The organism is Bradyrhizobium sp. WSM1253 (genome assembly GCF_000244935.1).
In the GTDB taxonomy this organism is placed as follows: Bacteria; Pseudomonadota; Alphaproteobacteria; order Rhizobiales; family Xanthobacteraceae; genus Bradyrhizobium; species Bradyrhizobium canariense.
Genome location: NZ_JH600073.1, coordinates 6,644,021 through 6,668,359, shown reverse-complemented (window position 1 = coordinate 6,668,359; position 24,339 = coordinate 6,644,021). Strand labels below are relative to the sequence as shown.

19 protein-coding genes are annotated in these 24,339 nt (G+C 64.3%); 7 read left to right on the top strand and 12 right to left on the bottom strand.

Features of this window, described 5'->3' with window-relative positions:
• Nucleotides 1–50: 50 nt before the first annotated feature.
• Together BRA1253DRAFT_RS32365 and BRA1253DRAFT_RS32360 are read right to left on the bottom strand one after the other, a co-directional pair.
• Nucleotides 51–1,547, bottom strand: a complete 1,497-nt coding sequence (locus BRA1253DRAFT_RS32365; protein WP_007601298.1) for an MDR family MFS transporter — start codon at nucleotides 1,545–1,547, stop codon at nucleotides 51–53.
• Nucleotides 1,544–2,683 carry an HlyD family secretion protein gene (locus BRA1253DRAFT_RS32360; protein WP_007601296.1) on the bottom strand — a complete coding sequence of 380 codons (1,140 nt, stop codon included), beginning with the start codon at nucleotides 2,681–2,683 and terminating at the stop codon, nucleotides 1,544–1,546. The genes BRA1253DRAFT_RS32365 and BRA1253DRAFT_RS32360 overlap by 4 nt, the downstream gene beginning before the upstream one ends.
• Nucleotides 2,684–2,899: 216 nt before the next feature.
• Between BRA1253DRAFT_RS32360 and BRA1253DRAFT_RS32355 the strand changes: the two genes are divergently transcribed.
• The gene (locus BRA1253DRAFT_RS32355) at nucleotides 2,900–3,460 is read left to right on the top strand and encodes a TetR/AcrR family transcriptional regulator (RefSeq protein ID WP_245286012.1); all 561 of its coding nucleotides are present in this window, start codon (nucleotides 2,900–2,902) and stop codon (nucleotides 3,458–3,460) included.
• A gap of 49 nt (nucleotides 3,461–3,509) precedes the next feature.
• Here the strand turns inward: BRA1253DRAFT_RS32355 and msrA are convergent, their stop codons facing one another.
• The 6 genes from msrA to BRA1253DRAFT_RS32325 all read right to left on the bottom strand — a co-directional run bounded on the left by msrA (nucleotide 3,510) and on the right by BRA1253DRAFT_RS32325 (nucleotide 8,712).
• Nucleotides 3,510–4,025: a peptide-methionine (S)-S-oxide reductase MsrA gene (msrA, locus tag BRA1253DRAFT_RS32350; protein WP_007601292.1), complete on the bottom strand. Its 516-nt coding sequence runs from the start codon at nucleotides 4,023–4,025 to the stop codon at nucleotides 3,510–3,512.
• 152 nt (nucleotides 4,026–4,177) lie between these two features.
• On the bottom strand, nucleotides 4,178–4,600 hold the full coding sequence (locus tag BRA1253DRAFT_RS32345) for an OsmC family protein (RefSeq protein WP_007601290.1): 423 nt from the start codon (nucleotides 4,598–4,600) through the stop codon (nucleotides 4,178–4,180).
• Between the two features lie 196 nt (nucleotides 4,601–4,796).
• Entirely contained in the window at nucleotides 4,797–5,645 is an 849-nt protein-coding gene (locus tag BRA1253DRAFT_RS32340) for an enoyl-CoA hydratase/isomerase family protein (RefSeq protein ID WP_007601288.1), read from the bottom strand.
• Between the two features lie 61 nt (nucleotides 5,646–5,706).
• Nucleotides 5,707–7,020, bottom strand: coding sequence for an epoxide hydrolase family protein (locus tag BRA1253DRAFT_RS32335; protein ID WP_007601287.1), 1,314 nt, complete (start codon nucleotides 7,018–7,020; stop codon nucleotides 5,707–5,709).
• A 261-nt stretch (nucleotides 7,021–7,281) separates the two neighbouring features.
• A complete protein-coding gene (locus BRA1253DRAFT_RS32330) occupies nucleotides 7,282–8,007 on the bottom strand; it encodes a VOC family protein (protein WP_007601285.1) in 726 nt (241 codons plus the stop codon).
• Nucleotides 8,008–8,040: 33 nt separating this feature from the next.
• Nucleotides 8,041–8,712 carry a sensor histidine kinase gene (locus BRA1253DRAFT_RS32325; RefSeq protein ID WP_007601283.1) on the bottom strand — a complete coding sequence of 224 codons (672 nt, stop codon included), beginning with the start codon at nucleotides 8,710–8,712 and terminating at the stop codon, nucleotides 8,041–8,043.
• A gap of 331 nt (nucleotides 8,713–9,043) precedes the next feature.
• Here BRA1253DRAFT_RS32325 and BRA1253DRAFT_RS32315 point away from each other — a divergent pair, with 331 nt between their 5' ends.
• Together BRA1253DRAFT_RS32315 and BRA1253DRAFT_RS32310 are read left to right on the top strand one after the other, a co-directional pair.
• Nucleotides 9,044–11,887 carry a winged helix-turn-helix domain-containing protein gene (locus BRA1253DRAFT_RS32315; protein ID WP_007601281.1) on the top strand — a complete coding sequence of 948 codons (2,844 nt, stop codon included), beginning with the start codon at nucleotides 9,044–9,046 and terminating at the stop codon, nucleotides 11,885–11,887.
• A gap of 118 nt (nucleotides 11,888–12,005) precedes the next feature.
• Nucleotides 12,006–12,713 carry a hypothetical protein gene (locus BRA1253DRAFT_RS32310; RefSeq protein WP_035994359.1) on the top strand — a complete coding sequence of 236 codons (708 nt, stop codon included), beginning with the start codon at nucleotides 12,006–12,008 and terminating at the stop codon, nucleotides 12,711–12,713.
• Between the two features lie 25 nt (nucleotides 12,714–12,738).
• Here BRA1253DRAFT_RS32310 and BRA1253DRAFT_RS32305 read toward each other — a convergent pair whose 3' ends face one another.
• Nucleotides 12,739–15,624, bottom strand: coding sequence for a winged helix-turn-helix domain-containing protein (locus BRA1253DRAFT_RS32305; RefSeq protein ID WP_007601279.1), 2,886 nt, complete (start codon nucleotides 15,622–15,624; stop codon nucleotides 12,739–12,741).
• A gap of 353 nt (nucleotides 15,625–15,977) precedes the next feature.
• On the opposite strand from BRA1253DRAFT_RS32305, the gene BRA1253DRAFT_RS32300 reads away from it, so the two are divergent.
• Nucleotides 15,978–16,961 (top strand): helix-turn-helix domain-containing protein, encoded by a 984-nt coding sequence (locus tag BRA1253DRAFT_RS32300; RefSeq protein ID WP_007601278.1) that lies wholly within the window; start codon nucleotides 15,978–15,980, stop codon nucleotides 16,959–16,961.
• Between the two features lie 83 nt (nucleotides 16,962–17,044).
• Here BRA1253DRAFT_RS32300 and BRA1253DRAFT_RS32295 read toward each other — a convergent pair whose 3' ends face one another.
• Nucleotides 17,045–19,366: a molybdopterin guanine dinucleotide-containing S/N-oxide reductase gene (locus BRA1253DRAFT_RS32295; protein ID WP_007601277.1), complete on the bottom strand. Its 2,322-nt coding sequence runs from the start codon at nucleotides 19,364–19,366 to the stop codon at nucleotides 17,045–17,047.
• Nucleotides 19,367–19,691: 325 nt separating this feature from the next.
• On the opposite strand from BRA1253DRAFT_RS32295, the gene BRA1253DRAFT_RS32290 reads away from it, so the two are divergent.
• Nucleotides 19,692–20,042, top strand: coding sequence for a RidA family protein (locus tag BRA1253DRAFT_RS32290; RefSeq protein WP_088941402.1), 351 nt, complete (start codon nucleotides 19,692–19,694; stop codon nucleotides 20,040–20,042).
• A gap of 81 nt (nucleotides 20,043–20,123) precedes the next feature.
• Here the strand turns inward: BRA1253DRAFT_RS32290 and BRA1253DRAFT_RS32285 are convergent, their stop codons facing one another.
• Complete coding sequence (locus BRA1253DRAFT_RS32285) at nucleotides 20,124–21,068, bottom strand: LysR family transcriptional regulator (protein ID WP_007601275.1); 945 nt, start codon at nucleotides 21,066–21,068, stop codon at nucleotides 20,124–20,126.
• Between the two features lie 232 nt (nucleotides 21,069–21,300).
• Between BRA1253DRAFT_RS32285 and BRA1253DRAFT_RS32280 the strand changes: the two genes are divergently transcribed.
• Together BRA1253DRAFT_RS32280 and BRA1253DRAFT_RS32275 are read left to right on the top strand one after the other, a co-directional pair.
• Nucleotides 21,301–22,236, top strand: a complete 936-nt coding sequence (locus BRA1253DRAFT_RS32280; protein ID WP_007601274.1) for an MBL fold metallo-hydrolase — start codon at nucleotides 21,301–21,303, stop codon at nucleotides 22,234–22,236.
• A gap of 15 nt (nucleotides 22,237–22,251) precedes the next feature.
• Nucleotides 22,252–23,253, top strand: a complete 1,002-nt coding sequence (locus BRA1253DRAFT_RS32275; protein ID WP_007601273.1) for an alpha/beta hydrolase — start codon at nucleotides 22,252–22,254, stop codon at nucleotides 23,251–23,253.
• Between the two features lie 50 nt (nucleotides 23,254–23,303).
• On the opposite strand, the gene BRA1253DRAFT_RS32270 is transcribed toward BRA1253DRAFT_RS32275, so the two are convergent.
• Nucleotides 23,304–24,338: a Gfo/Idh/MocA family protein gene (locus BRA1253DRAFT_RS32270; protein ID WP_007601272.1), complete on the bottom strand. Its 1,035-nt coding sequence runs from the start codon at nucleotides 24,336–24,338 to the stop codon at nucleotides 23,304–23,306.
• Between the last annotated feature and the right edge of the window lies 1 nt (nucleotide 24,339).

Below are 24,339 nucleotides of genomic sequence, written 5' to 3'. Positions count from 1 at the left end.
AAAGCGAGGGACGAGGTATTCGATGCGATGTCATTCCACGGCTCCAGGCGTTAACCGGTCGGCCGCGGCTTACGGAGAAAAAACACGAGCGGAATCACGACGAGCATGGCGAGCATCAGGATCTCGAACTGGTCGATGACCGCGACGGTCGCCGCCTGACGCGTGACCATGCCGTTGAGGGCGGCAAGGCTTGGCTTCGCGATCGGCCCCCCGACGAATGCAGCGACTCGGTAGGGCGTGAGGTTCTTTGCGAGTGCGACGTGCACAGCCTGCGTGTTGGCGTAGAAGAAGAGCTGGACCACCGCGATGCCGATGGTGCTGCCATAGAGGCGCGACAGGTTGATCAGCGCGCTGCCTTCCGGGCGGAGCTTCGGATCGAGCGTGCCGAACGCGGCCCTGGCGAGCGCGGGCAGCAACATGCCGAGGCCCGCTCCCTGGAGCAGGCCGGCCTCGACCACCGGCCGCCAATCCATCGCCGGTGAATAGCCAAGCATCAGCCAGTTGGCATAGACCACCAGCGTCATTCCACCCACGAGGAACGGCCGGTAGTCGATCTGCGCCGGGACCAGGCTCGTCAGCACCAGCGCTCCCACCAGCGCGACGCCGCGCGGAACGGTCATGTATCCGGTGGTGTCAACGGGGTAGTTGAGCAATTCCTCCAGCATCGGGGACGTCAGGGCCAAGGTCGGCAGCAGCACGAAGCCAACCGCGAAGGAGATGACCGTCGAGAGCACGAGATTGCGGTCCCTGAACAGCGCCGTGCGGAGAAAGTGCTCCTTTGTCGTCATGACGTGCACGACGAAGAGATAGAAGCCGAGCACGGAGGCGCCCGCCTCGATCCAGATTTCCGTCGAGGCAAACCATTCGAGGCGCTCCCCGCGGTCGAGCAACATCTGCAACCCTATCATGCCGACGGAGAACGTCGTCAGGCCGAAGAAGTCGAAGGGCTGGCTCCGCTCCGCCCGCTTCTCGCCGAGCAGCTGAGCCATCGTCAGGAAAATGAAGCCCGTCATCGGCAGGCTGAAATAGAAGATCGCGGGCCAGCCGTAATATTCGCTGAGCCAGCCGCCAATGGCCGGGCCGCTGCTGATGCCGAGCAGGGAGCAGACGGTCCAGGCCAAGTTCATGCGCGCATGTCGCGCCGGCGGTGTCGCCTCGAGCAGGATCGCCAGCGAGAGCGGCGCCAGCGGTCCGCTCGCCGCGCCCTGGAGGATTCGCGCCAGCACGAAGTGGATCGACGTCGTCGCCAGCGTGTCGAGGGCGAGACCCAACACGAAGATCGTGACAGCGGCCTGATAGACCACTTTCCGGCCGTAGCGTCCCGCCAGCCATTGCGTGATCGACATGGTCACGGCGCTCGCCGCGATATAGGAGGAAAACACCCAGCCGACCTCGTCATTCGCCATCGAGAGCGTCGCTTGAATATGGGGTAGCGCCGCGTTCGGTATCGAAATGTTGACGGCCTGCATGTAGGTCGCCATGAGTGCGGCCGCGGCGATCGCGTGATGACCGCCGGGCGCCGTGGTCGATGGAAGGGGCGTACTCATTTGCCCTCCGTTGCAGGCGCCGGTTGGAGCAGATGCGGCCAGCTGCGGCGATGGCCTGTATCGACCCGCGCCGTCACGCTGATGCCCGAGAACAATGGCCGGTTCGGATCGAGATCGTCGAGTTCCAGGCGCACCGGCAATCGCTGCACGACCTTGACCCAGTTTCCCGTCGCATTCTCGGGCGGCAGGAGCGAGAAGTCAGAGCCGGTCCCCGGACTCATGCTGACGATGTGCGCCTTGAACTTGCGATCCGGATAGGCATCGACGTCGATCGTCGCCTCCTGGCCCGGGCGCATGTGGGTCAAGCCGGTCTCGCGGAAATTCGCCTCGACCCAGACGTGCCGGCTCGACAGCAGCGAGAACGTCGTTGCCCCGGCATTGACGAAGCCGCCGATCTGGAGATCGTCCACCTTGGTCACGATGCCGTCGTCCGGCGCCGTCACGGTGGCGTAGGAGAGATCCAGCCGCGCACGGTCGAGCTGTGCCCTGGCCGCGCGAACGGTCGGATGACGGTCGACATCGATATCGGCATCGCCGTTGAGGGCAACGATCGTGTTGGCGATCTGCTGTTCGATCGACGCCATGCGGTGGCGAGCGACCTTCATGTCCGTCTCGGCCCGCTCATATACCGCGCGTGGCGTGAAGTCGGAGGCAACCAGCATCTTCTTGCGATCGAACTCGCGCTCGTCGAAGGTAGCCGTCTCTTTGGCCGACTGCAGCTCCGCCTGCTGCTGACGATGGGTCGCCTTGAGGGACTCGATCTGGAGCCGCGCACTTCCGAGGCGCGCCTCGGCCTGGTCGACGGCAATTTGATAAGGCTCCGGGTCGATGCGAAACAGCACCTGCCCCCGCCGGACGCGCTCGTTGTCGCGCACGGCTATCTCGACCGCCTGGCCGGAAACGCGCGCGTTGACGGTCACCTTGGCGGCACGCACGAAGGCGTCGTCGGTCGAGACATATTGCTCCTGCGCCAGATAGATGAAGGCGCCAACCACGGCCACCGCCATCGGCAGCGCGAGCATCAGCGGCAGCCGCTTGCCGAGCCCTGCCCCAAACCATTGCGCGGCAGCCTCGCTCGGGCGGAAGCTGCTGCCATCGCCGAGCCCGCCGGCGATTGGCGCGAAATCGAAACGCATCGGAAGATCCTCGGGTTCAATCTATTTAATAACGATCGTTACAAATATTGCACTCCAACGCGGCGATCAAGGCTGCGACCCTTGATTTTTATAACGATCCATACAAATATACGTGTAGAACAGGGCAACCGGGGTTCTGACGATATGGCACGGAAAAAGAGCGAAACGAGCCCGGCGCGCCGGGGACGGCCACCGGCCTACGACGCAGAGACCGCCTTGAAGCGGGCAACGGAGACGTTCTGGAGGACGGGCTATTCCGGTACCTCCCTGGACAAGGTCGCTGCCGCGACCGGGATGAGTCCGCCGAGCCTCTACGCGGTGTTCGGCAACAAGCATGCGCTCTACCTCGAGGCGCTCGCGCGTTATTGGGAGATCAGCCTTGCCGCGACGCGTGAGGCTCTCGCCGGGGACCATCCCTTGGACGAAGCGCTGATGCTGGCCTATGACGCGGCGCTGTCGATTTACTTTTCCGGCAAGGGAGCCGCGCGCGGCTGCTTCGTGGTGGGGACGGCGGTGACCGAAGTCGCCGAAGATGCCGCGATCCGGAGCAGCGTCGCGGCGGGACTGCGGATGATAGATGCCGATTTCGAAGCCCGCTTCCGCCTTGCGCAGGACAAGGGCGAGTTGAAGCGCGACGCCGATCCAGCGGCGCTTGCCATTCTCGCTTCAGCCACGATGCACACCATCGCCATTCGCGCCCGTGCCGGCGCCCGCCGCTCCGAGCTGAGGGAGATGGCCCGAAAAGCGGTCGATGTGCTCTGCGGATGCCGGCGGTGATCTCGCGGATTTCGGGCATGGCTCTCCCCGACAATAACGACGACCAGCTCTAGCCTGCCGCTGCAGCCCCGCGCCGCGGCAGTTTCCAGTCGGGGCGGATGAAGTGGCAGGTGTACCCGTCCGGATAGCGTTCGAGATAATCCTGGTGCTCCGGCTCGGCTTCCCAGAACTCGCCCGCGGGCGCGACCTCGGTCACGACCTTGCCAGGCCAGAGACCGGACGCCTCGACGTCTGCAATCGTATCCTTTGCGATGCGCTTCTGTTCGTCGCTGGTATAAAAGATCGCCGAGCGATAGCTCGTGCCCAAATCATTGCCCTGGCGGTTGAGCGTGGTCGGATCGTGGATCTGGAAGAAGAACTCCAGCATGGTCCGAAAGCTGGTCTTGGCGGGATCGAAGGTGATCTCGATCGCTTCGGCATGACCTTCATGATTGCGGTAGGTGGCATTCTTCACAGCGCCGCCGGTGTAGCCGACGCGGGTCGAGATCACGCCCGGCTGCCTGCGGATCAGATCCTGCATGCCCCAGAAGCAGCCTCCGGCTAAAACTGCGCGTTCCGTTGTCATATCTCCACTCCCAATTGATCCGTCTGTCCGTTCTGAATCCGTCGCATCCTATGCTTTTGGCGGCTCAGCCGAAAGCCAGGCATTTGTCCATCCAGCTCCTCTCGCGAGACGCAAGCTTCCAGAACCGGATGGAGACACAATGAGAGCGCGCCCTACGTCAGTTTAGCGTCGAGCGTGATTGCGGCGTTGAGCACTTTCGACACCGGGCAGTTCTTCTCGGCCTCGCCCGCGATGCGGGCAAAGCCGGCATCGTCGAGGTTCGGCACCTTGGCACGCAAGGTCAGCGCCGATTTGCTGATCTTGAAACCCTTGCCTTCCGGCTCGAGCGTGACCGCGGCTTCCGTCGAGAGTTCGTCAGGAGTGAAGCCGGCGAGCTGCAGGCCGAAGGCCAGCGCCATGGTAAAGCAACCGGCATGGGCCGCCGCGATCAACTCCTCGGGATTGGTGCCCTTCTCGTTCTCGAAGCGGGTCTTGAAGGAATAGGGCGTCGCAGCGAGCACGCCGGATTCGCTCGATAGCTGACCGGTCCCGTCCCGACCGGTGCCCTTCCAGACTGCTGTTGCCTTGCGGATCATCTCAATTCTCCTGGTTGATTTTTTGGCACCGGCGCTCGGTACCGAAGGAAAGCGACATTGGCACGACCGCTTGTCGCCAATTCCAACCGGCCGAGCGCCGCAGCGGTTCCGTCAAGTCCCGTTCCGAACGGGACTTGATTCTTGCTTTGACGCGTTTTCTTCACGCGAACCGGTATCCACTTCGCTCGAAAACGCTCTAGTTACCGATCTGTCCGACGTGGAAGCCGAGCCGGTTCTCGACGTCACCGGCGCGGTGGAAGCCGCGCGACATCAGCGCCTTGATGCGGGTCTGGCTCGCGGGGCGGCTGAGCGAGGCCAGGAACGCGTCCCATTCCGGCTTGATCTCGACATCCGGCGGCAGGCTCGCGACGTCGACGAGGCGCTTGGTCTCGGCAATCGCCTCCTTGTCGAAGGACGCGATGCGCATGGCCAGCGCCTCGACGAAGCCGTCGAGCTCGGCATCCGGCAGCGACCGGTTCACATAGCCGTAACGTTCGGCGAGATCACCGTGGATGTCATCGGCGCCGAGCAGAACTTCGAGCGCGCGGCCGCGGCCCATCAGGCGCGGCAACCGCGCCATCGGCCCGCCGCCGGGCACCAGGCCCGCACCGACTTCCCATTGCGACAGTATCGCCTTTTCGCGGCTGGCAAAGCGCATGTCGCTCGCGAGCGCCAGCTCGCTGCCGACGCCGGTCGCGCGGCCCCGGATCGAGGCAATCGAGACAACCGGCGCGCGGCTGAGACGCACCAGCATGTCGGGCAGTGCCTGCAGGCCGGTCGGCCCGGGCGGGATACGAAGCGAATCCTCCAGCGGCGCGAGGAAGTCGTAATGCGTGATGAAGAAGCCTTCCACGGCGCTGTCGAACACCACGACCTTCACCTCAGGATCGGTCTCGATCGCCGTGACGACGTCGTCGAGAAGCGGAAGCTGCTTGGGGCCGAAGATATTGACCGGGGGCATGTCGAAGGTGACACGCCAATACGACGGCAGCCGACGTTCCAGGCGGATTTGGTCGGTCGTGAAGGTGCGTTCGGGGCGGTTCATGATTGCATTCCTGTCTGTGGGGAAAAATGAGAACGCGCGGAAGTGCGCGTCCCCGCAGGTCTCAGATCGACTGACGCAGCGGTCGGAAGGCGGTGCGCATTTCCGCGCAGAACAGCGCGGGCTGCTCCCAGGCGGCGAAGTGGCCGCCCTTGTCGAGGCGATTGTAGTGCATCAGCTTCGGATAGGCCTTCTCGGTCCAGCTGCGCGGCGCGGCGTAGATCTCGTCCGGGAAGACGCTGACGGCGACCGGGATCTTGATGTGCTTGGGCTCGAAGAACACCAGCTTGTTCTCCCAGTACAGCCGCGCCGAGGACACCGCGGTGTTGGTGAGCCAATAGAGCGTGATGTTGTCGATCACGTCATCGCGCGACAGCCCTTCCGTCTTGCCGTCGAACACCCGGGCGATCATCGCGGTGCTGCGCGCATCGTGGTCGAGCATCCAGGACGTGAGGCCCGCCGGCGAATCCACCAGGCCATAGAGCGTCTGCGGCCGGTTCGACATCTCGATGGCGTAGCCGAGACCGTGCTTGTAGAAATCATCGAGCTGATCGTAAGCGTAGCGCTCGTCGGCCGAGAGGTTCGACGGCCGCGATCCGCCGGGCTGAAGCGCCTTGGCGATGTCGTCCGGAACGGTCGCGGGCATGTTGGTATGGATGCCGAGCAGCTCGGGCGGCGCAATCACTGCCATCTGCTCCGTCACGGCATTGCCCCAATCGCCGCCTTGCGCGACATAGCGGTTGTAGCCGAGCCGCTTCATCAGCACGATCCAGGCGCGCGCGACGCGCTGGGGGTCCCAGCCCAGCTCCGTCGGCTTGCCGGAGAAGCCGTGGCCGGGCAGCGACGGGATCACGAGATCAAAGGCGTCCGCCGCCGTCGCGCCGTGTGCGGTGGGGTCGGTGAGCGGGCCGACGATTTTCATCTGCTCGATGATCGAACCGGGCCAGCCATGCGTGACGATCATCGGCAGCGCGTTTTCGTGACGCGAGCGAACGTGAATGAAGTGGATGTCGACGCCGTCGATCTCGGTGACGAATTGCGGCAAGGCATTCAGCCGCGCCTCCATCTTGCGCCAGTCGTAGTCGTTCTGCCAGTAGTTCACGAGTTGCTGCACCGTCGTCAGCTGCACGCCCTGCGATTGATCGACAACGATCTCACGATCCGGCCAGCGCGTCGCCCCGAGGCGGCGGCGAAGATCGACCAGATCCTGCTCGGGCACGCTGACGTGGAACGGGCGAACCGCCCCACTCACGCCAGCCTTGGCGGAATGCAGCGGCAACAGGCTCGATACGCTTGCGGCAACCGCGGTCATCGCGGCCTGGCTCAACAGTTGACGGCGGTCTGGATTGAGAATGTCGATACGTGCTTGCGTGGTCATGTTCGATCTCCCTGGCTTTGGTCGGTGACGCTGACCGAATTCGACATCAACGCCTCGGTTCGTCATGCAGAGAGATTGGCGCAGGCCCTGGCAATTTGCTCGTTATGGGTTGTTAGACCGCGTTAGCCGTTGCGAGCCGCGCGACGCCGAGCAGAGCAAGCGGCGATCCACGATGGTCGCCGCCAAAGCAACACGGCGCGCGATCAGCTCAGTCATCGCGCGCCGCGTCGGCTTGCATCAGTCGAGAAGCCGCCGTCCAGCTCAGGATGGCAGCGGCTGGCCCGCTTGCTCGCGGACGATATAGTCGGCATACCAATCGGCCCAGTTCTCATCGTGCCCGCCGGTCCCCTTTTCGTGCTCGCCATGTGCCACCGCCGCACGGCGCAGTGCTGCGGCCAGCGCGGCCTGCGAAGCGAATGTCGTGCCGTCGCCCGCGATCCGTCCCGGCAATCGCGTCGTGACCTCCTGGAACAGCCAGCCATTGCCGTCGGGATCGCTGAACGAGGCAAATGAGCCGTAGCTGCCACGCTTCGGGTCAGCACCGCTAACCCGAACGCTGCCGGAGAGATAAGGCTCGTCGGTTCCGGCGTGGACATCGCCGGCACCATGGAATGGAGCGCTGACCTCGATGCCGCGGCCGAGCAGATCCTTTCGCGCCGCCTCCAGATCGGAGACGATCAGGTACAAGCCTCGCGCCGAGCCCGGCGCTGCCGCGGTCACGTTCCTGCCGAAGATCACCGAGCAGGCCGAGCCTGGCGGCGTGAACTGGATCACGCGCCAGTCATTGCCGGAGGCAAAATCGGCGTCAAGTCGCCAACCGAGACGCGCGTAGAAGGCCTTGGCGCGATCGACATCGGACACGGGGATCACGATCACCTCGAGCCTCTGATCAATTCTAGGCGATGTCGAAGGCTTGCTCGCAGACTTGTTGGAAGGGTTCTTAGAAGACTTGGCCGCGGCGTCGCGGTCGATTTCGGTAGTGGCCATGTCGAACTCCCTGGGTTGGATCGAAGACGAACTTCAAGCAGCTGCGATCGGCATCACGATCGTTACACGTGTGCCGTCTTCTCCCGCCTCGCCCTGCAGCCGGGCGCGAATGCTGCGTGCGAGTCCTTCGAGAATCCGGCTGCCTGTGCCCTGAAGCGGCCCGGTCGCGCCGATCCCGTTGTCTAATACCGTGCAGAACCAGGCGCCGTCACGATTGGCTATCTCGATGCGGATCATTGCATCATTCCTGTTCGGGAAGGCGTGCTTGGCCGCATTCGTCACCAGCTCCGTCAGCATCAGCGCGAGCCGATGGCATTGCGATGCCGGTAGGGTCCCGTTTTCGATCGCCGCCTCGCAGCGGATGCCCGCGGGCTCCAGCACGGCCTCGGAAATCGCTCCGCACAAATTTTCGAAGAAGGCCGCCACCGGGATCGCCGTATGATCGTCATTGTCGGACAAGAGTTGATAGAGCCTGCCGAAGGCGACGATGCGCCGCTCGAGCCGGTCCGCGGCAAGCGACACGTCCCTGGTGCCTGCCCGGGTGAAATCGCGGCGGACTGACGCACCCAGTATCGTCAGCGTGTTCTTCATCCGATGGTGGGATTCCCGCAGCACGAGCTGCCAGTCACGCGACTGATCGTCTAAACTGGCCACAAGCTGAGATCGAACGACGTCGTCATTCGGCCGAGCGTTGATACCGGACATCGTCGCCTCCCCGTTGGAATTAACGTCAAACTCGGAACGGATACTGGATGCAGTTCGCGTGCATTGCTCGTTAGACGTTGCAAGATTTTGTTATGATGAGGGTGCGACGACCGGGACTCCAAGCCGTGAGCTGGGCGGTCAAGCACGCCGCCGGGCTGCCCCTATCGCTTCGCAAGATGCTCGCGTTTGAGTACAATTTGCGACGGATCGTCGCGCGCGACGGCCAATTGCCGGCGCCCCACGCGATTTCGCCACTTTCGGCCAGTTTACTCGGGGTTCCCTTCTGCTAAATCAAAGTGCAGAGTTCAGCTCTCACTGGAATGATTGGCCCGTGCCGGACACTAACGACCAGGAGTCGGCCATTGCTTTCGGGCCATTCCGGCTGTTCGCAAAGACGCGGCTGCTCGAGAAGGACGGCGCCCCGGTTCACCTCGGCGGCCGTGCGCTCGATATTCTCGTTTTTCTGGCCGAGCGCGCCGGGGAGGTCGTGGACAAGCGTGAGTTGATCCGGCGCGTCTGGGCCGACGTGAATGTGGACGAAGGCAGCCTGCGCTTTCACATCACGACACTGCGCAAGGCCTTGGGCGATCCGGGCGAAGGCTCCCGCTACGTCGTCAACGTCCCCGGGCGGGGTTATTGCTTCACGGCCGCGCTGCTCCGGGCTGCCCCATCGGAGAACCGGACCAGCCTGCCCGTCGCTGCGCCGCGCTCGCTGCCCTCGCCGCTCGCGAAGATGATCGGGCGGGACGATGCGGTCGCGAGAATTTCCGCCGAGCTTGCCTTGCATCGCTTCGTCACGATCGTCGGCCCCGGCGGGATCGGCAAGACTTCGGTCGCACTGGCGGTGGCGCATGGCGAACTCCAGGCCTTCGACGGCCAGGTGTGTTTTGTCGATTTCGGCGCACTCAGGGAGACGCGGCTCGTTGCGGGAACGATTGCGGCCGCGCTGGGCCTTACAGTCAATTCCGACGACCCGATGCCGGGGTTGCTGACATTCCTGCGCAGCCGGCGGATGCTGCTGGTCTTCGACAGTTGCGAGCACATCCTCGACGATCTCGCCCCCCTGGCCGAACGCATCGTCCGGGAAGCGGGCGGGCTGCATATTCTCGCCACCAGCCGCGAATCCTTCCGCGCCGACGGTGAGCGTGTCCATCGGCTGTTTCCACTGGATTGCCCGCCACAGCGCGACGGGCTCGGCATCGCCGACATCCTTGCCTATCCCGCAACTCAGCTCTTCGTGGAACGCATTGCAGAGAGCCTGAGCGAATTCGAGCTCAGCGAAGAGGATGCGCCGCTCGTCTCCGAGATCTGCCGTCGGCTGGACGGCATCGCGCTCGCGATCGAGCTCGCGGCCGGGCGTGTGAACGCCTACGGCATTGCCGGGACCGCCTCGCTGCTCGACAGCCGTTTCTCGCTGCTATGGCGCGGTCGGCGCACCGCTGTGCCGCGGCACCACACCCTGAGTGCGGCGCTCGCCTGGAGCTATGATTTGCTGCCGGCAAACGAAAGCGCAACGCTGCGCGGATTATCAACGTTCGTCGGGCCGTTCACCCTGGAAGCCGCGCTAGCGGTCGCGTCCTGTCAGGGAATTGGCGAGGCAGAAGCCGCCGAGGCGATCTCCAATCTGCTTTCCAAATCGCTGATCGCGACCTCGCCTGCGGAGCGGCGGCTGCGCTATCGCCTGCTCGACACCACACGTGCCTTCGTCGCGGACAAGCTCGTCGAGAACGGCGAAGCGGACCGCGTCGCACGCGCCCACGCCGAATATTTCCGCGATTTCCTGCGCGACATTGCGCTCAAATCCACGGGCATGCAGAGTGCCGGCGGCTTTCTTCCCTATGCCGACCACCTGCCCAATGTTCGGGCCGCGCTGACCTGGAGCTTTTCGGACGGCGGGGACCGAACGATCGGCGTGGATCTCGCGGCTTCGGCAGCCCAGTTCTTCCTTGAGCTGACATTGCTGACGGAATGCTACCGCTGGACCCAGCAGGCGCTGGCGTCCCTCGACGCGAGCGCGGTGGATGGCCGCAATGAAATGATCCTGCACGCCGCGCTCGGCGTCTCCGCGATGTTCACGCAGGGCAATACCGAAGCGGTCCGCTCGGCGTTCACGCGCAGTCTCCAGCTTGCCCGAGAGCTCCAGGATCTGCACTGGCAGCTCTGGCTGCTGCGCGGATTACACATCTACCTGACCAGGGTCGGGGATTTTCACGGAGCACTCGGAACCGGCGAACAGGGCGAGAGCGTCGCGCGGAAGCTGAACGATCCCGCCAGCACGCTGAACGTCGAATGGATGCTGGGCGTCGCCCATCATTTAATCGGCAACCAGGACAAGGCGGTGCAGCTCTGCGAGAGCGCGATGTTGCATAATCCCGGCTCGCAGCGGCTGAATATCGGGCATCTCGGCTATGACGACCGCATCGTCGCACTGGTGGCGCTCGCGCGCGGGCTTTGGCTCACCGGCCGGCCCGATCGTGCGATCGAGGCGTCCCGATACACCATTCGCGAAGCCGAGCTGCTCGAGCAACCGCTCACTCTCGGTATTTCCTTGATCTGGACCATCTACGTGTTCCTCTGGGTCGGCGACCTGGCGAATGCGGAAATCCTGATCGAGCGGCTGATCGATCATTCGGCGCGGCACTTCCTCGGCCCCTATCATGCGGTCGGCATCGGCCAGAAGGGTGAGCTGCTGCTTCGCCGCGGCGACGTCACCGCCAGCATCGAGCACCTCCGCCGCAGCCAGGCCACGCTGTACGCAACGCGACACCGGATCATGACGACGGTGTTTGCGACCGCGCTCGCGGAGGGACTCGTGGCGCAGAACCAGGCCGACGAAGCCTTGCAGACCATCAATGATGCCATCGCAGAGATCCCCGATCATGGCGAATCCTTCGACATGCCCGAGATGCTGAGGGTCAAGGGCGATATCCTCGCCCGATCGGGCAATGCCGCGGAGGCCGAAAGCTGCTTCCGGGACTCGCTTGATCTGTCACGCCGCCAATGTGCGCTCGGCTGGGAGCTGCGGGGGGCAATCAGTCTCGGCCGGTTCTGGCGCCAGGCCGGAAAAGCCGGAGACGCGCGCGCCCTGATCGCCCCTCTCGTCGCGCGGTACCAGGAGGGCTTCCAGACCCGTGATCTCGTCGCAGCCAGGGAGCTCCTTGCGGCGCTGAATTGAGTGTATCTTCAACGGGATACCGCAAGAATTTCCGCTCGCAACTCCTAACAACTTCTAACACGCCAAGCCGCATCCGCCCCGCCATGGTGCTGGCACTTCACGGTGGATATGGCGGGACATGGCGCTTCTTGACGATGTAATTGATGCCAGCGGCGGAATGGCCCGCTGGAATAGCTTGAGCCGGTTCACGCTTCACCTCTCCGTTGCCGGAACGCTGTTCTCCAGCACCGGACATGCCAGCGAATTCAAGGACGTGACGGCGGAGGGCTCGACCCGCACGCAGTCGGTCCGCTTCACCGGCATCACCGGAGGGGAACATTCCGGCTCGTTTCAGCCGGACGCGATCACGATCGAAAGCCTCGAGGGTGAGGTCCTCAGGACCTGGCGCAATCCAAGCCTTGCGTTCACCGAGGCCGGTTCGCCTACGCTGGCGGACGAACTGCATCTCGTCTTCTTCTGCGGCGTCGCGATCTGGAATTATCTGACCAATCCATTCCTGCTCGCCCATCCCGACGTGGTGGTGGAGGAACTGCCGCCGTGGCAGGAGAACAACGAGTCATGGCGGCGGTTGCGGGCGCAGTTCCCGCCGGGCCTGATCACGCTCGCGCCCGAGCAGATCTTTTATTTCGACGACAACGCGTTGCAACGGCGGGCCGATCACGATCTGTTCGGGATGAAGGTCGCACACTACTCCTGGGCCCATGACAGCTTCGGCGGCATCGTGGTGCCGACGCTCCGACGCGCGCAGACGCTGCGGCCCGACGGAACAGTGGTCGCCAAGCCCGTACTGATGGACGTCGAGATCTTTGACGCCGTCTTCGAGTAGCGGCCCGCGCGATTCGCTTCGAACTTCACCGGGCCGCCGGCTCGTTCAGCATGCGCCGTGCTGCAATGAGATCGGCGGTCTCGAACCCCTCCGTGAACCGGGCATAGGTTTGAGCGAGCTGTTCGAGCGGATTTTGCACACGCTGCCGGACTCGAAGCCGCGCCAGCGACATCTCGGCTCGCAGCCGCCAGGACAACGCGCCCTGCTGTTCGGAGAGCGAGATCGATGCGACAAGATCCGCCTCGGCCGCGTCGGGATTGCCGCCATGGGCCTCCAGCTCTCCCCGCAGACGGAGCAGCTCGGGCATGTCGAAGGCGCCGCCTTCCTGCTCGACCCGCAGAATGGTTTCGTGAAGAACCTGAATGCCTTCCGTCAATTGTCCCAACGTGACCAAGCCTCGAGACAGGTCCGCGGCGAACGCTGAGGCGTAGAGCTCGTAGCGATCGGCACGCAGGCGGGGAAGCGCGCTCCGCAACAGGTCGACGCCGTCGGCGATCTCGCCCCGAGCGATCATGCTCTGCGCTCGAAAACCCGTCGCGACGGCTTCGTAGGGCCCGAGTCCGTGCATGCTCGCATGCGCGGCCAGACGACCGATCATGGCCTCGACCGACGACCAATCGCCAAGCCAGCCGAACACCGAAGCGGACCAGCATAATGCGATACAATGCATGACCACGTCATGCGGCGCTGAAGCGCCGACCAGCGGCCGGATGCATTCAAGCGCACGATCGGGAAAGCCGCGCAGCCATAGCACGCGCGCAAGCGGAATCTGCGGTGTGCGTGAATAGGCGAAATGCCCGGGTTGGGTCCCGCGGAGCGCAGCGTCGTCGCGCAGGCCCTGGTCGAGATGGGCTTGCGCCGCGGCCTGGTCTCCGGCGAGGTGATATGACACGCCGAGCAGCGCTTTGCTCCCGGCGATCCCCGCGGTATCGCCGATGACGCGGGCAATCCGCTCGGCGTGAAGCGCAGTCGGCAACAGATGCCGATAGCGACCGGTCCGGCGGTAGAACATGTTGAGCCGGGACAACAACCTGAATGTGTTGGCGTGATCGGAAAGCGCTTCCGCTATTTCCAGCCCGCGCCTGAGCGCCGCTTCCGCCTGCTCGCTGTTGCGCTCGGTGAACATCAAGGCGTGACCGAGCGTCGACTGAAGTTCGAGCTCCCATGCGCCGCCCCGGTCGGCCTCGTCGAGCATTGCGAGGGCGCGATCGGACCAGATGCGCGCCTCGTTGAGCAAATTGAGTTCGACGAAGAGCCTTGTGCAGCTGCCGGCGAGCGGCACGCGCAAGCCGGCGCCCTCGTCGTTGGCATAAGCCCATTGCAGCGCCGCGCGGGCATCGGCGAGCAGGCTCGCGCGTTCCTGCAAACGTGAGGCATGATTGCTGCCCTCCTTATCCCTCATGCCCGCTTCGAGCGTGCATTGAACATAGAGAGCGTGACGGTGCGCGATCTCGGCCAGCTGTCCGCCGTCGGCCAGTTTCTGCAGGGCATAGGCGCGCGTTGCGTCGAGCAGCCGATAGCGCCGCGATGCGCCGTCCGGCTGGGTGGAAACCAGCGACTTCACCACGAGCTGCTCCAGCGCCTCGACTACGCGGTCCTCCGGCATCGCCGCCCCGGCCGCGATCGCTATCGCGCCCCTCAACGTGAAGTGACCTGCGAAGACGGCGAGGCGCTGAAATACGATCCGCTCGCTCTCGCCGATCAGACCGAAACTCCAGTCGAGCGTAGCGCCGAGCGTCTGCTGCCGCGGCGGCGCCGTTCGCCGCCCGCGCCATTCGAGCTGCAACCGGTTGTCGAGCAGTGCCGCCATCTCGCGCAGTCCATAGAGACCGACGCGCGCGGCAGCCAGCTCAATCGCCAGCGCGATGCCATCGAGCTTGCCGCAAATCCGGGCCAGGACTTCGGCATCCTCGTCGGTGATGTCGTCGCGATGCCCGGCCGCGACGGCGCGATCGACGAACAGGCGCACAGCGGGATAAGCCAGCACCTCGCCGGCGCTGAGGCGGGTGCCCTGCGGCGGACCAGGAAGCGAAACGAGCTCGAAAATCTGCTCGCCTTCCACCAGCAGCGACTCGCGGCTGGTTGCGAGGATGACGATGCCGGGCGCCGCCCGGCAGATGTTTTCTGCAAGACGCGCGACCTCCTCGATGACGTGCTCGCAGCTGTCGAGCACGAGAAGCAGCCGGCGGCCCCGCAGGAAATTGACGATGCTGGCCGAGGGATCATCATGGTGCACGACGAGGCCCAAGGCGGCGGCAACCGTGCTCGCGACCAGGGCCGCGTCCTTGAGCGGACCGAATTCGAGAAAATGGACATTGCCGTCGAAGCTATCGCACATCTCGTGCGCGAGCGCGGTCGCAACAGTGGTCTTGCCGATGCCGCCCGGCCCCCGCAGCGTGACGAAGCGATCGCGGAGCAAGCGCGCCGCCAACTCGGCCACGGCGTCCTCCCGCCCCACCATCCGGTCCAATCGGCGCGGCAGCGACGGTGGCGGCGCGGCCCTTTCAGGCACACGCGACGCCGGTGTAGCCACCTCCGCGCGCTCGCCACGCCGCACGGGCGCCACAAAGCAATAGCCCCGGCCCGGGATGTTGGTGATGTAGCGGGCACCATCCTTTCCATCGCCGAGCACCTTGCGCAGCTCCGCGACATGGACCCGCAGGCTGACCTCCTCGACGGAAAGTCCGGACCACGCATAGCCGAGAATTTCGTCCTTCGGGACCACTTCGCCGGCGCGACTGACCAGCAGGCGCAAAATATCCGTCGCGCGGCTGCCGAGCCTGACCGGCAAGCCATCCTTCTCCAGCAGCCGCGACCGAAGCGAAAATGGCCCGAACGCGACGGCATCGAGATCCAGAATCGCCGCGGTGTCGCTGCTGCGGGGGCCATGTCCTGCCGAGAGCTCGGTCACTTCTGACTCATCCTGACGGCCGCTCCATCGAAATGCGGCGCGACTATACCCCGCGCCAGTGCGAGGTCCAGCGAGGGCAAACCACGGAACTCACGCCGCCGCGTCGATCTCCACGCGATGTCCGGCGCTCTCCTATGTCGGGCCGGGGATGCGCAAATATCTGATAAATTGTACAAAAAGGACGCTTCCTGAGACGGGATGCCGCACCTGATGCGCTCCCACAAAAACTAACACATCCTAATCACCACTAACGAGCTTGCAGGTCAGCTCACGCCTATCCTCTCAACATGGAAAGCAGGGCTTTGTGCGTTTGCTGGTTGCAAACAGCGGAGAACGCCCGGAGAGGACGAACGATGTTGACCAATTTGCAGGCAAGTGATGCCTGGATTGAATTTCCGGGCGCCTCGGGGGATTGCGAGATACCTCAGGCAACACAAGCGATCATTCGCGAGCGTCAATGGCGTCAGGTCGATCCGCGCGCGGGGGTGGCCGCCAAGGACATCGCGATCTCGCGATGGGAAGACCCGCGGAGCACCTCGTCGCACGAAGCGACGACCCCTGAGGATCGCTATTTCGTCGGCATCGCCCTCAAGACCACGCGCGCGAAACTGACCCGGGATCGCCAGGTCATTTTCGACGGGACCATGCCCGCGGGCACACTGTATCTCACCGCGCCGTCGAAGCCCCTCGCCGTGCAATTCCAGTCGCCATGCGCCTTCTTGCACTTTTACATCTCCGCGGATCAATTTCCGGCACAATTTTCCGGGACCGAGGGATTGAATGACCTCGTCCTGTTGCGCGATCCGCTCGCAGCCGAGCTTGCCAAGGCGCTGATCGAACTTGGCGACGCCGCGGACCACGAGTTCACGCGCTGCATCGGCCAGACCCTTGCGATGCATCTCGCACGTCTGGAATTGCCACGCGCCAGGGTCAATGCCTTGCCGAAATGGCGGCTGCGGCGGGTCGAGCAATATGTCGCCGATCATTTCCACCGCTGCATTAGCCTGTCCGAACTCGCCAATGTCGCCGGCCTGTCCAGAATGCACTTTGCGGCGCAATTCCGCGCCGCGACCGGTTACCGGCCCCGAGAATATCTGCTCAATCACCGGATCGAGCACGCCAAGACGCTGCTGGCCACCACCGAACGGCCGCTGGCGGAGATTGCGCTTGCGGTCGGCTTCAGCACGCAGGCGCATTTTTCGACCGTCTTCAAGCGCATCAGCGATCAATCCCCGGCACGCTGGCGCCTCGCCAGCAAGGGCGAACGGCGAGAGGTGCAAGCACTCCCGCCGCGTCATCCTTTGACGGAGAGGGACTGGATCAGCGCAGCCGCGTAAGCATCCGCTCGCGCCCTCATCCTCCCGGGCCTGCGAGCCACTCGGGGCCGTCCCTGCCCCCACACAGGACGGCCCCTTTTTTTCTACACCGGATCGAAAGCCCGGATCGGCGGCAGATTGCCGGTGAACTTCTCGACCTCGACTGTCGTGAGCTGGCCGGTGCAGCCCTGCGCAAAGGACGAGGTGCCGACGTCGCGGGTCAGCACGTTCGGATTGCCGTGCACGCAGAGCGGCGCGTCGTCTTCGGGGTCCATCGGGTCGTACCAGGCGCCGGTCGGGAGCTGGACCACGCCGGGCGCGATACCGTCGGTGACGTGGACCGCGGCAAGACAGGCACCGCGCGCGTTGAACAGCCGGATGATGTCGCCGTCCTTGATCCCGCGCGCGTCAGCATCCCGCGGGTTCATGCGCGCGACCTCGCGGCCGCGATGCTTGGCGGCGAGCGAATGTCCACCGAAATCGAGCTGGCTATGCAGACGCGTCACCGGCTGGTTTGCGACCAGGAAGCACGGCGCCCCCGGCTTGGGCATGTCGGACTTCTCCAGCCAGACCGGATGGCCCGGACAATCCGCATCGCCATGACCTGCGATCTTGGCGGAGAATATCTCGATGCGACCGCTCGGCGTCGGCAAAGCGTGATTGACGGGATCGTCGCGGAAGCGGCGCAGCCGGCCGCCGTCGTCAGGCTGCTGCGGCACGACCAGGCTGCCGCGCCGCCAGAACTCTTCGAAGCTCGGCGCCTCCAAACCGCGCGCTTCGAGCGAGGCGCGGGTCGGCTCATAAAGATGTTCCAGCCACTGCCGTGACGTCCGCCCCTCGGTGAAGGGTTCGCGCGCGCCGAGACGGTCGGCGAGATCGGCAAAGATCTCGTAGTCGTCGCGCGCAAGGCCGAACGGCTCGGCGATCCGGTGCATGGCGACCATGAGGGGATCGTTGCTGGAATAGCCGATGTCTTCGCGTTCGAGCGTCATCGTCGAGGGCAGCACGATGTCGGCATGCCGGGCCGTAGCAGTCCATGCGAGTTCGTGCACGACCAGCGTGTCGACTTTCGCAAACGCCTTGCGCAGGCGATTGATGTCCTGGTGGTGATGGAAGGGATTGCCGCCGGCCCAGTAGACGAGGCGGATATCCGGATAGGTGCGCGTCTCGCCGTTGTAGCGATAGGTGCCGCAGGGCTTGAGCAGCATGTCGGCGATGCGCGCCACCGGAATGAAATCGCGGACAGCGTTGCGGCCCTGCCCCAATGTCGGCCCCGGCACGTCGTTGACGCGGCGGCCGTAATAGCCGATCGCCCCCAACGAATAGGCGTAGCCGCCGCCGGAGAGGCCGATCTGGCCGAGCGCTGCCGCCAGCACCATGCCCATCCACACCGGCTGCTCGCCATGCTCGGCGCGCTGGAGCGAATGGGAGACAGTAATGAGCGCACGCTTGCCGGCGAGCCGGCGCGCAAGTGTGCGGATCGTATTTGCGTCGACGCCGCAGATCGCTGCGGCCCATTCGGCGTGCTTGGGTTGGCCGTCGCTCTCGCCTGTGAGATAGCGCAGGAAGACGGGCCATCCCTCGGTGTAGCGATCGAGGAAAGCCTGGTCGTGCAGGTTTTCCGCGACCAGCGTATGAACGATGCCGAGCATCAGCGCGGTGTCGGTGCCGGGCACGCACGTCATCCATTCGGCGCCGGCCTCGACGGGCAGGTCTTCGCGCAGTGGGCTGACCAGGACGAACTCGCAGCCGCGGCGGCGCGCAGCTTCCATCGCGCCGCGCTCGACATGCTTGCTGATCGAGCCGCCTGCGACCATCGAGTTCTTCAGCGCCATGCCGCCGAACGCCAGCACGATGTCGGTATCGGCCGCGATCTGCTCCCAGGTGACGTTACGCTTGGTGATGTCCTCGTAGCCCGCCAGGATCTGCGGCAGCAGCACCGAGGACGCGCCGGAGGAATAGGAGTTCACCGAGCGCACATAGCCGCCCAAAGCGATGTTGAGGAAGCGATGCACCTGGCTCTGGGCGTGGTGGAAGCGGCCCGCGCTCGACCAGCCATAGGAGCCGCCGAACACCGCGCCGGGGCCGCGCGTCTCACGGATGCGTGCCAGCTCGTCGCCGAGCAGATCGAGCGCCTTCTCCCAGCTGACGGAGACGAATTCGTCGCGGCCGCGGCGATCGTCCGGACCGGGACCGCGTTCGAGCCAGCCGCGGCGGATCGCAGGTTGGGTGATGCGCGCCTGATGGCGCAGCGCGCCGGGTAAATTGCCGATGATGCCGTTCGGATCGGGATCGCCCGCATAGGCCCTGACCTCGAGCCCGGCCTCGCCTTGACGTGCCGAGAACACGCCCCAATGCGAGGTGTGCGGCTTGAAGCCGTCGGACAGGTCGAGGCCGGGGTCGGGGAAGCCAATCGTATCGTCCATCGTCGCATTCCTTGTTCCGGTCGCGGCACTGTCCCGGCCGCACCGATAACCCGGGTCGCAGTATAGCGATCCGCGCTTCGATGTCGTCGGGTCAGGGCCGGCGAAAATGCCGGGCGCTCGTGCAAAGATAGATTGGCGAACGTTCGCAGGGACGACCGGCGGCGATTTTTCGACCAATTTGTGCTTTTATTTTCAACGTCTTAGCCGTCTGCATTCGGGGCCGTGCGGTCCGTTTTCCGGTAAGACTTGGCGCGAGATCTCTTGCAACGACACTGACATTGAAATGTGCGATATGCCGCCCGTCACACACAACATCGGTCCCGTCATGATCAAGCGCGAATTGCCCTACGAAGGTCTGCTCCACGAAGTGGTCGAGCACAATGGCGTGCTTTACATCGGTGGAATCGTCCCCGAGGACACGAGCCTCGACATGTCGGGCCAGGCCAACGACGTCCTCGGGCAGTTGGCGCAGTTACTCAAGACCCTCGGATCCGATCTGAGCAACGTCTTGCAGGTGACCATCTACATGGCGAGCCTCAAGGAAAAGGCAGAGTTCAATGCGGCCTGGAAGGCGCATTTTGCAGAGGCTCATCTGCCGGCGCGCGCGGCAATCGGCGTGGCCGATCTCGGTCCTGGCGTCAAACTCGAGATCACGGCCATCGCCGCTCGACAATAGTGGCACGGAATCCGCTGATCGAGAGGTCCCGACGATCATCAAGCCTAGATGCGCGACGTGGTGCGGTTGAGGCAAGTCGAATCAGGAGGCGGCCGCTTGGTACAGGCACTCACGTAACCAAGCATGAGCTCCGTCCTCCTGATTGCGCGGATGCCACAGCGCAACGATGCGCGCCGGCGGCAGATCGAGCGGCGGCGATGTAAGATCGAGCTCGTGGGAAAATCGCATCAGAAAGCGTCGCGGAAGGGTGCAGATGCAGTCGCTGTGGGCAAGGATGACCGGCGCCAGCGCATAGGTTTGAATCGAGACGGCGACGCGTCGGGAACGGCCTAGCCCGGCGAGTGCGTCGTCGACCAGACCAGAAAAGCCGCCACCGTCGGCGGAGATCAACAGATGGTCGAGCGCGCAAAAACGATCGAGATCAAGCGGCCCGTGGCCGCGCGGGTGACCTTTGCGCTGCGCGGAGAGGAAGCTGTCCTCGAAAAGCGGGCGCTGCATCAGATCGCCGTGTGCCCCATCAGCCCCCGTCACCAGAATGTCGATCTCGCCCCGTTCAAGCCGATCGACAACGTCGCGCGTCGGATGGACGAAGGCTAGCCGCGCCCGTGCGGCCGTGGAGGTCAACCGCGCGACGAATCCGGGCGCCAGCGTCACGGCTGGATTCTCGTGGATGGCAACGACAAAGGTGCGCTGGCTGTGGACCGGGTCGAATACGGCCGGTCCCTCGACCATGCGACGGAGCTTGCCGAGCACGTCTGCCAGCTCCGCCTGCAGCTCCACCGCTCTCGTCGTCGGCACCACGCCGCGGCCCGCCGCCGCGGGCACGAACAAGGGGTCGGCAAAGACCTGTCGCAGCCGGTTCAATCGAGCCGATAGCGCGGGCTGACCGATGTTCAGGCGCGACGCCGCGCGCGTGACGTTCCGCTCGCGCAGCAGAGCCTCCAGGGCGAGCAATAGGCCGAGGTCGATCTCGGCGAGATCGGTGTCGTCGGCCAGCCGACCTGGACCGTGTTCCGCATCCGGCATCGGTCCTCCTCCGTTCAAAGCACATGATCGCGGCCGAACGAGCCGCGATGAGAGAGGTAGAGCCAAAATGGCGGTCTGAAAAGCTGGGCTGACCGCCTTTCGATATCGACGTCGTCGATGGGACCTATCGAGCCCACGGCCCTCCCGGCGGCGTGGTGCGCTTCGTACTTCCCGGTCACCGCGGCGCTGGCAATCAGGCCGGCTCAGCCACGACCTGGAGTGGAGGACCTTGATGACGCAAGCGACGAAAACCTATCGCGTTGGCGATGCAGCCGTCACGCGGATCGATGAATTGCGGCTTGCCGCATTCAAGTTCGGCGCCCTCTATCCTGACGCCGAACCGGATGCGCTTGAGCGCCATCGCGACCGGCTCGAGGCGGGCTCGTTCGATCCTGCAACCGGCACCTTCATTCAAAGCATTCACAGCTGGCTGGTCAAAACCCCGCACCACACGATCCTGATCGACACGGCGACCGGCAACGACAAGAACAGGCCCGACATCCCGCCGCTGCATCGTCTGAACGAGCCGTTCCTGGCGCGGCTGGCGGCGGCGGGCGTCACCCCGGAACAGGTGGACTACGTTCTGCTCACGCACGTCCATGCCGACCACGTCGGCTGGAACACGCGCCTGGTCAACGGTCGCTGGATTCCGACATTCCCGAACGCAACCTACGTCTTCTCCGGGATCGAGCAGGCCTATGGCGAGAGCCTCGCGGCGGGCACGGAGCCCACAGGGGCAGCCCGCCCCGACCCGGCGCTCGGCCCGGCGGCGCGCAAGCCGGCCGACCGCGTCTATGACGACAGTGTGCGGCCGGTGATCGAGGCCGGCCTTGCCAAGCTCATCGCAGTGAATGGCGACGAGCTCCTTGAGGGCATCTCTTTCATCCCGACTCCCGGCCACAGCATCGATCACGCGTCGATCCGTCTCGTATCCCGCGGCGAGCAGGCGCTTTTTGCCGGCGACGTGATGCACCATCCACTGCAGGTGTATGAGCCTTCGCTCAATTCCTGCTTCTGCGAATTCCCTGAGGCCGCCTCGCGCTCTCGCGCCGCCGTCCTCGAGGACGCAGCCGAGCTTGGCGCAACCGTCTTCACCACCCATTTCGCACAATCGTCCGTCGGGCGCATCGACTGCCGCGGCGATCGCTTCGCCTGGCAATTCGTCTGATAAAGGAGACCGATCATGGACCAGCAAACTTACGCGCAGGCAGACGGATCCGACATCGTGGTCGAGGATCTCATGATCCCGAGCGACACGGCCGGCATCTCGCTTCACTTGCGCAACAAGCGAACAGCGGCGCTCAAGACGTTTTCCGCCGAGCGAACCATCCTGATGATGCACGGCGCGACCTATTCGTCGGAAAGCCTGTTCGATGTGCCGCTCGATGGCATCTCCTTCATGGATTATCTCGCCGGGCACGGCTACGACGTCTTTGCACTCGACGTGCGCGGCTATGGCGGATCGACGCGTCCGCCCCAAATGGACGCGCCGCCGGAGGATTCTGAGCCGATTGTGCGCACGGAAGTCGGCGTGCGTGACCTCGCCAGCGCAGTCCAATACATCCTGAAGCAGCGCAACATCACGCGGCTCAATCTGGTCGCGATGTCCTGGGGCGGCTCTGTGGCCGGTGCCTACACGGTAAGCAATAACGATAAGATCGTAAAGCTGGCGCTCGTCGCGCCACTGTGGTTGCTGAAGGGCCCGGCTCCGATCGATGCGGGCGGCCGCCTCGGGGCCTATCGCCACGTCCCTGTTCTGGACTTCAGGGAGCGCTGGCTTTCGGCAGCACCGGAAGCAGCGCGATCAAGTCTCATCCCGGAAGGTGGGTTCGAACTCTGGGCGGACATCTCGCTCGCAACAGACCCACAGGCCAGCGCAGGAGCTCGTCCGCTCATGCGTGCCGTGAACGGCCCGATCCTGGACATCCGCGAGTACTGGGCCGCCGGCAAGGCCCTTTACGAGCCCAGCGAGATTCGCGTGCCGGTGTTTCTGGTCCACGCCGAATGGGACCGCGACGTGCCCATCGGCTCGGCACAGGACCTCTTCCTCTCACTGAAACAGGCGCGATATCGGCGATGGGTCGAGATCGGCGAAGGCACGCACATGGTTCTGCTGGAGAAGAACCGGTTGCAGGCGTTCGACGCGATCAACCAGTTTCTCTCGGAACAGTATGAGCATGACTAGCGCGATCTTCGCGCGGATCCCGCCGCGAGAACACAGGTGCCTCGCCCGAATCAAACCGACACGAGATCTCCGGTTTCCGCTGCGCGCTTGACCGCGTCGATCACCCTGAGCGTTTTTAGCCCTTCGTGCCCACTCACCACAGGCGTGGCCGTGCCGCAGATAACACCACAGAAATTTGCGATCTGCAGGCCAAGCGGGTCTTCCTTCTCATATCTTAGCTGCTCGCGCTCAATCGGCGCCCACCAACTGGCCTTGCTCGGATGATGCCATAAATCGAGTTGCGGAATAGCCAGCGATGCCCGCGTGCCGCCGATCTGGTAACACGCCTCCTGCGTACGACTGTAGGCTGGGTTCTCACCGGCGGTGAATTCCCAGCTCCAAGGCGACTGGATGGTATCGGAGACATTGACCGTTCCCAGCGCGCCGGAGGCGAAATGCAGGATCACCACCGCGGTCTCTTCAACGCCATTTCCGCGCAGCCGATTGGATTGGGCAGCCTGCACCGCGACGATATCGCCGCACAGATACCGCAACAGGTCGATATCGTGGATGAGATTCAGGAAAATGGGGCCCGCTCCTTTCTCGCGGCGCCAGGACACTTCAAAATAATCGTCCGGCTTGATCAACCAGAACATGCCATGCACCGATACGATCTGACCGAGCCCGCCACTATCGATCTCCGCCTTGGCGCGTTGGATCATCGGGCTGTGGCGGCGGTGGTGGCCGGTTAGCAACGGCACGCCCGCCCGGTCGGAGGCTTCGACCAACGCCTGTGCAGCAACGACATCATCCGCTAACGGTTTCTCGATCAGCGCCGGGATGCCCGCAGCGATACAATCCATGCCGTTCGCCACGTGCATCTGGTTGGGGGTGGCGACGACCACCCCGTCGGGCCGACTTTCGGAGAGCATGTCCCGAAAGGACGGAAACCAGTTCACGTTCAGCGAAACCGCCAACTCTCGTGCTGCCGGCGTCGGATCGACGATCGACGACAGCACCGCCTCCGGCCGCGCGAGAATATGTTCAATATGTCGCTTGCCGATGAGACCCGCTCCCATGACCATCAGGCGGATGGGTGCACTCATG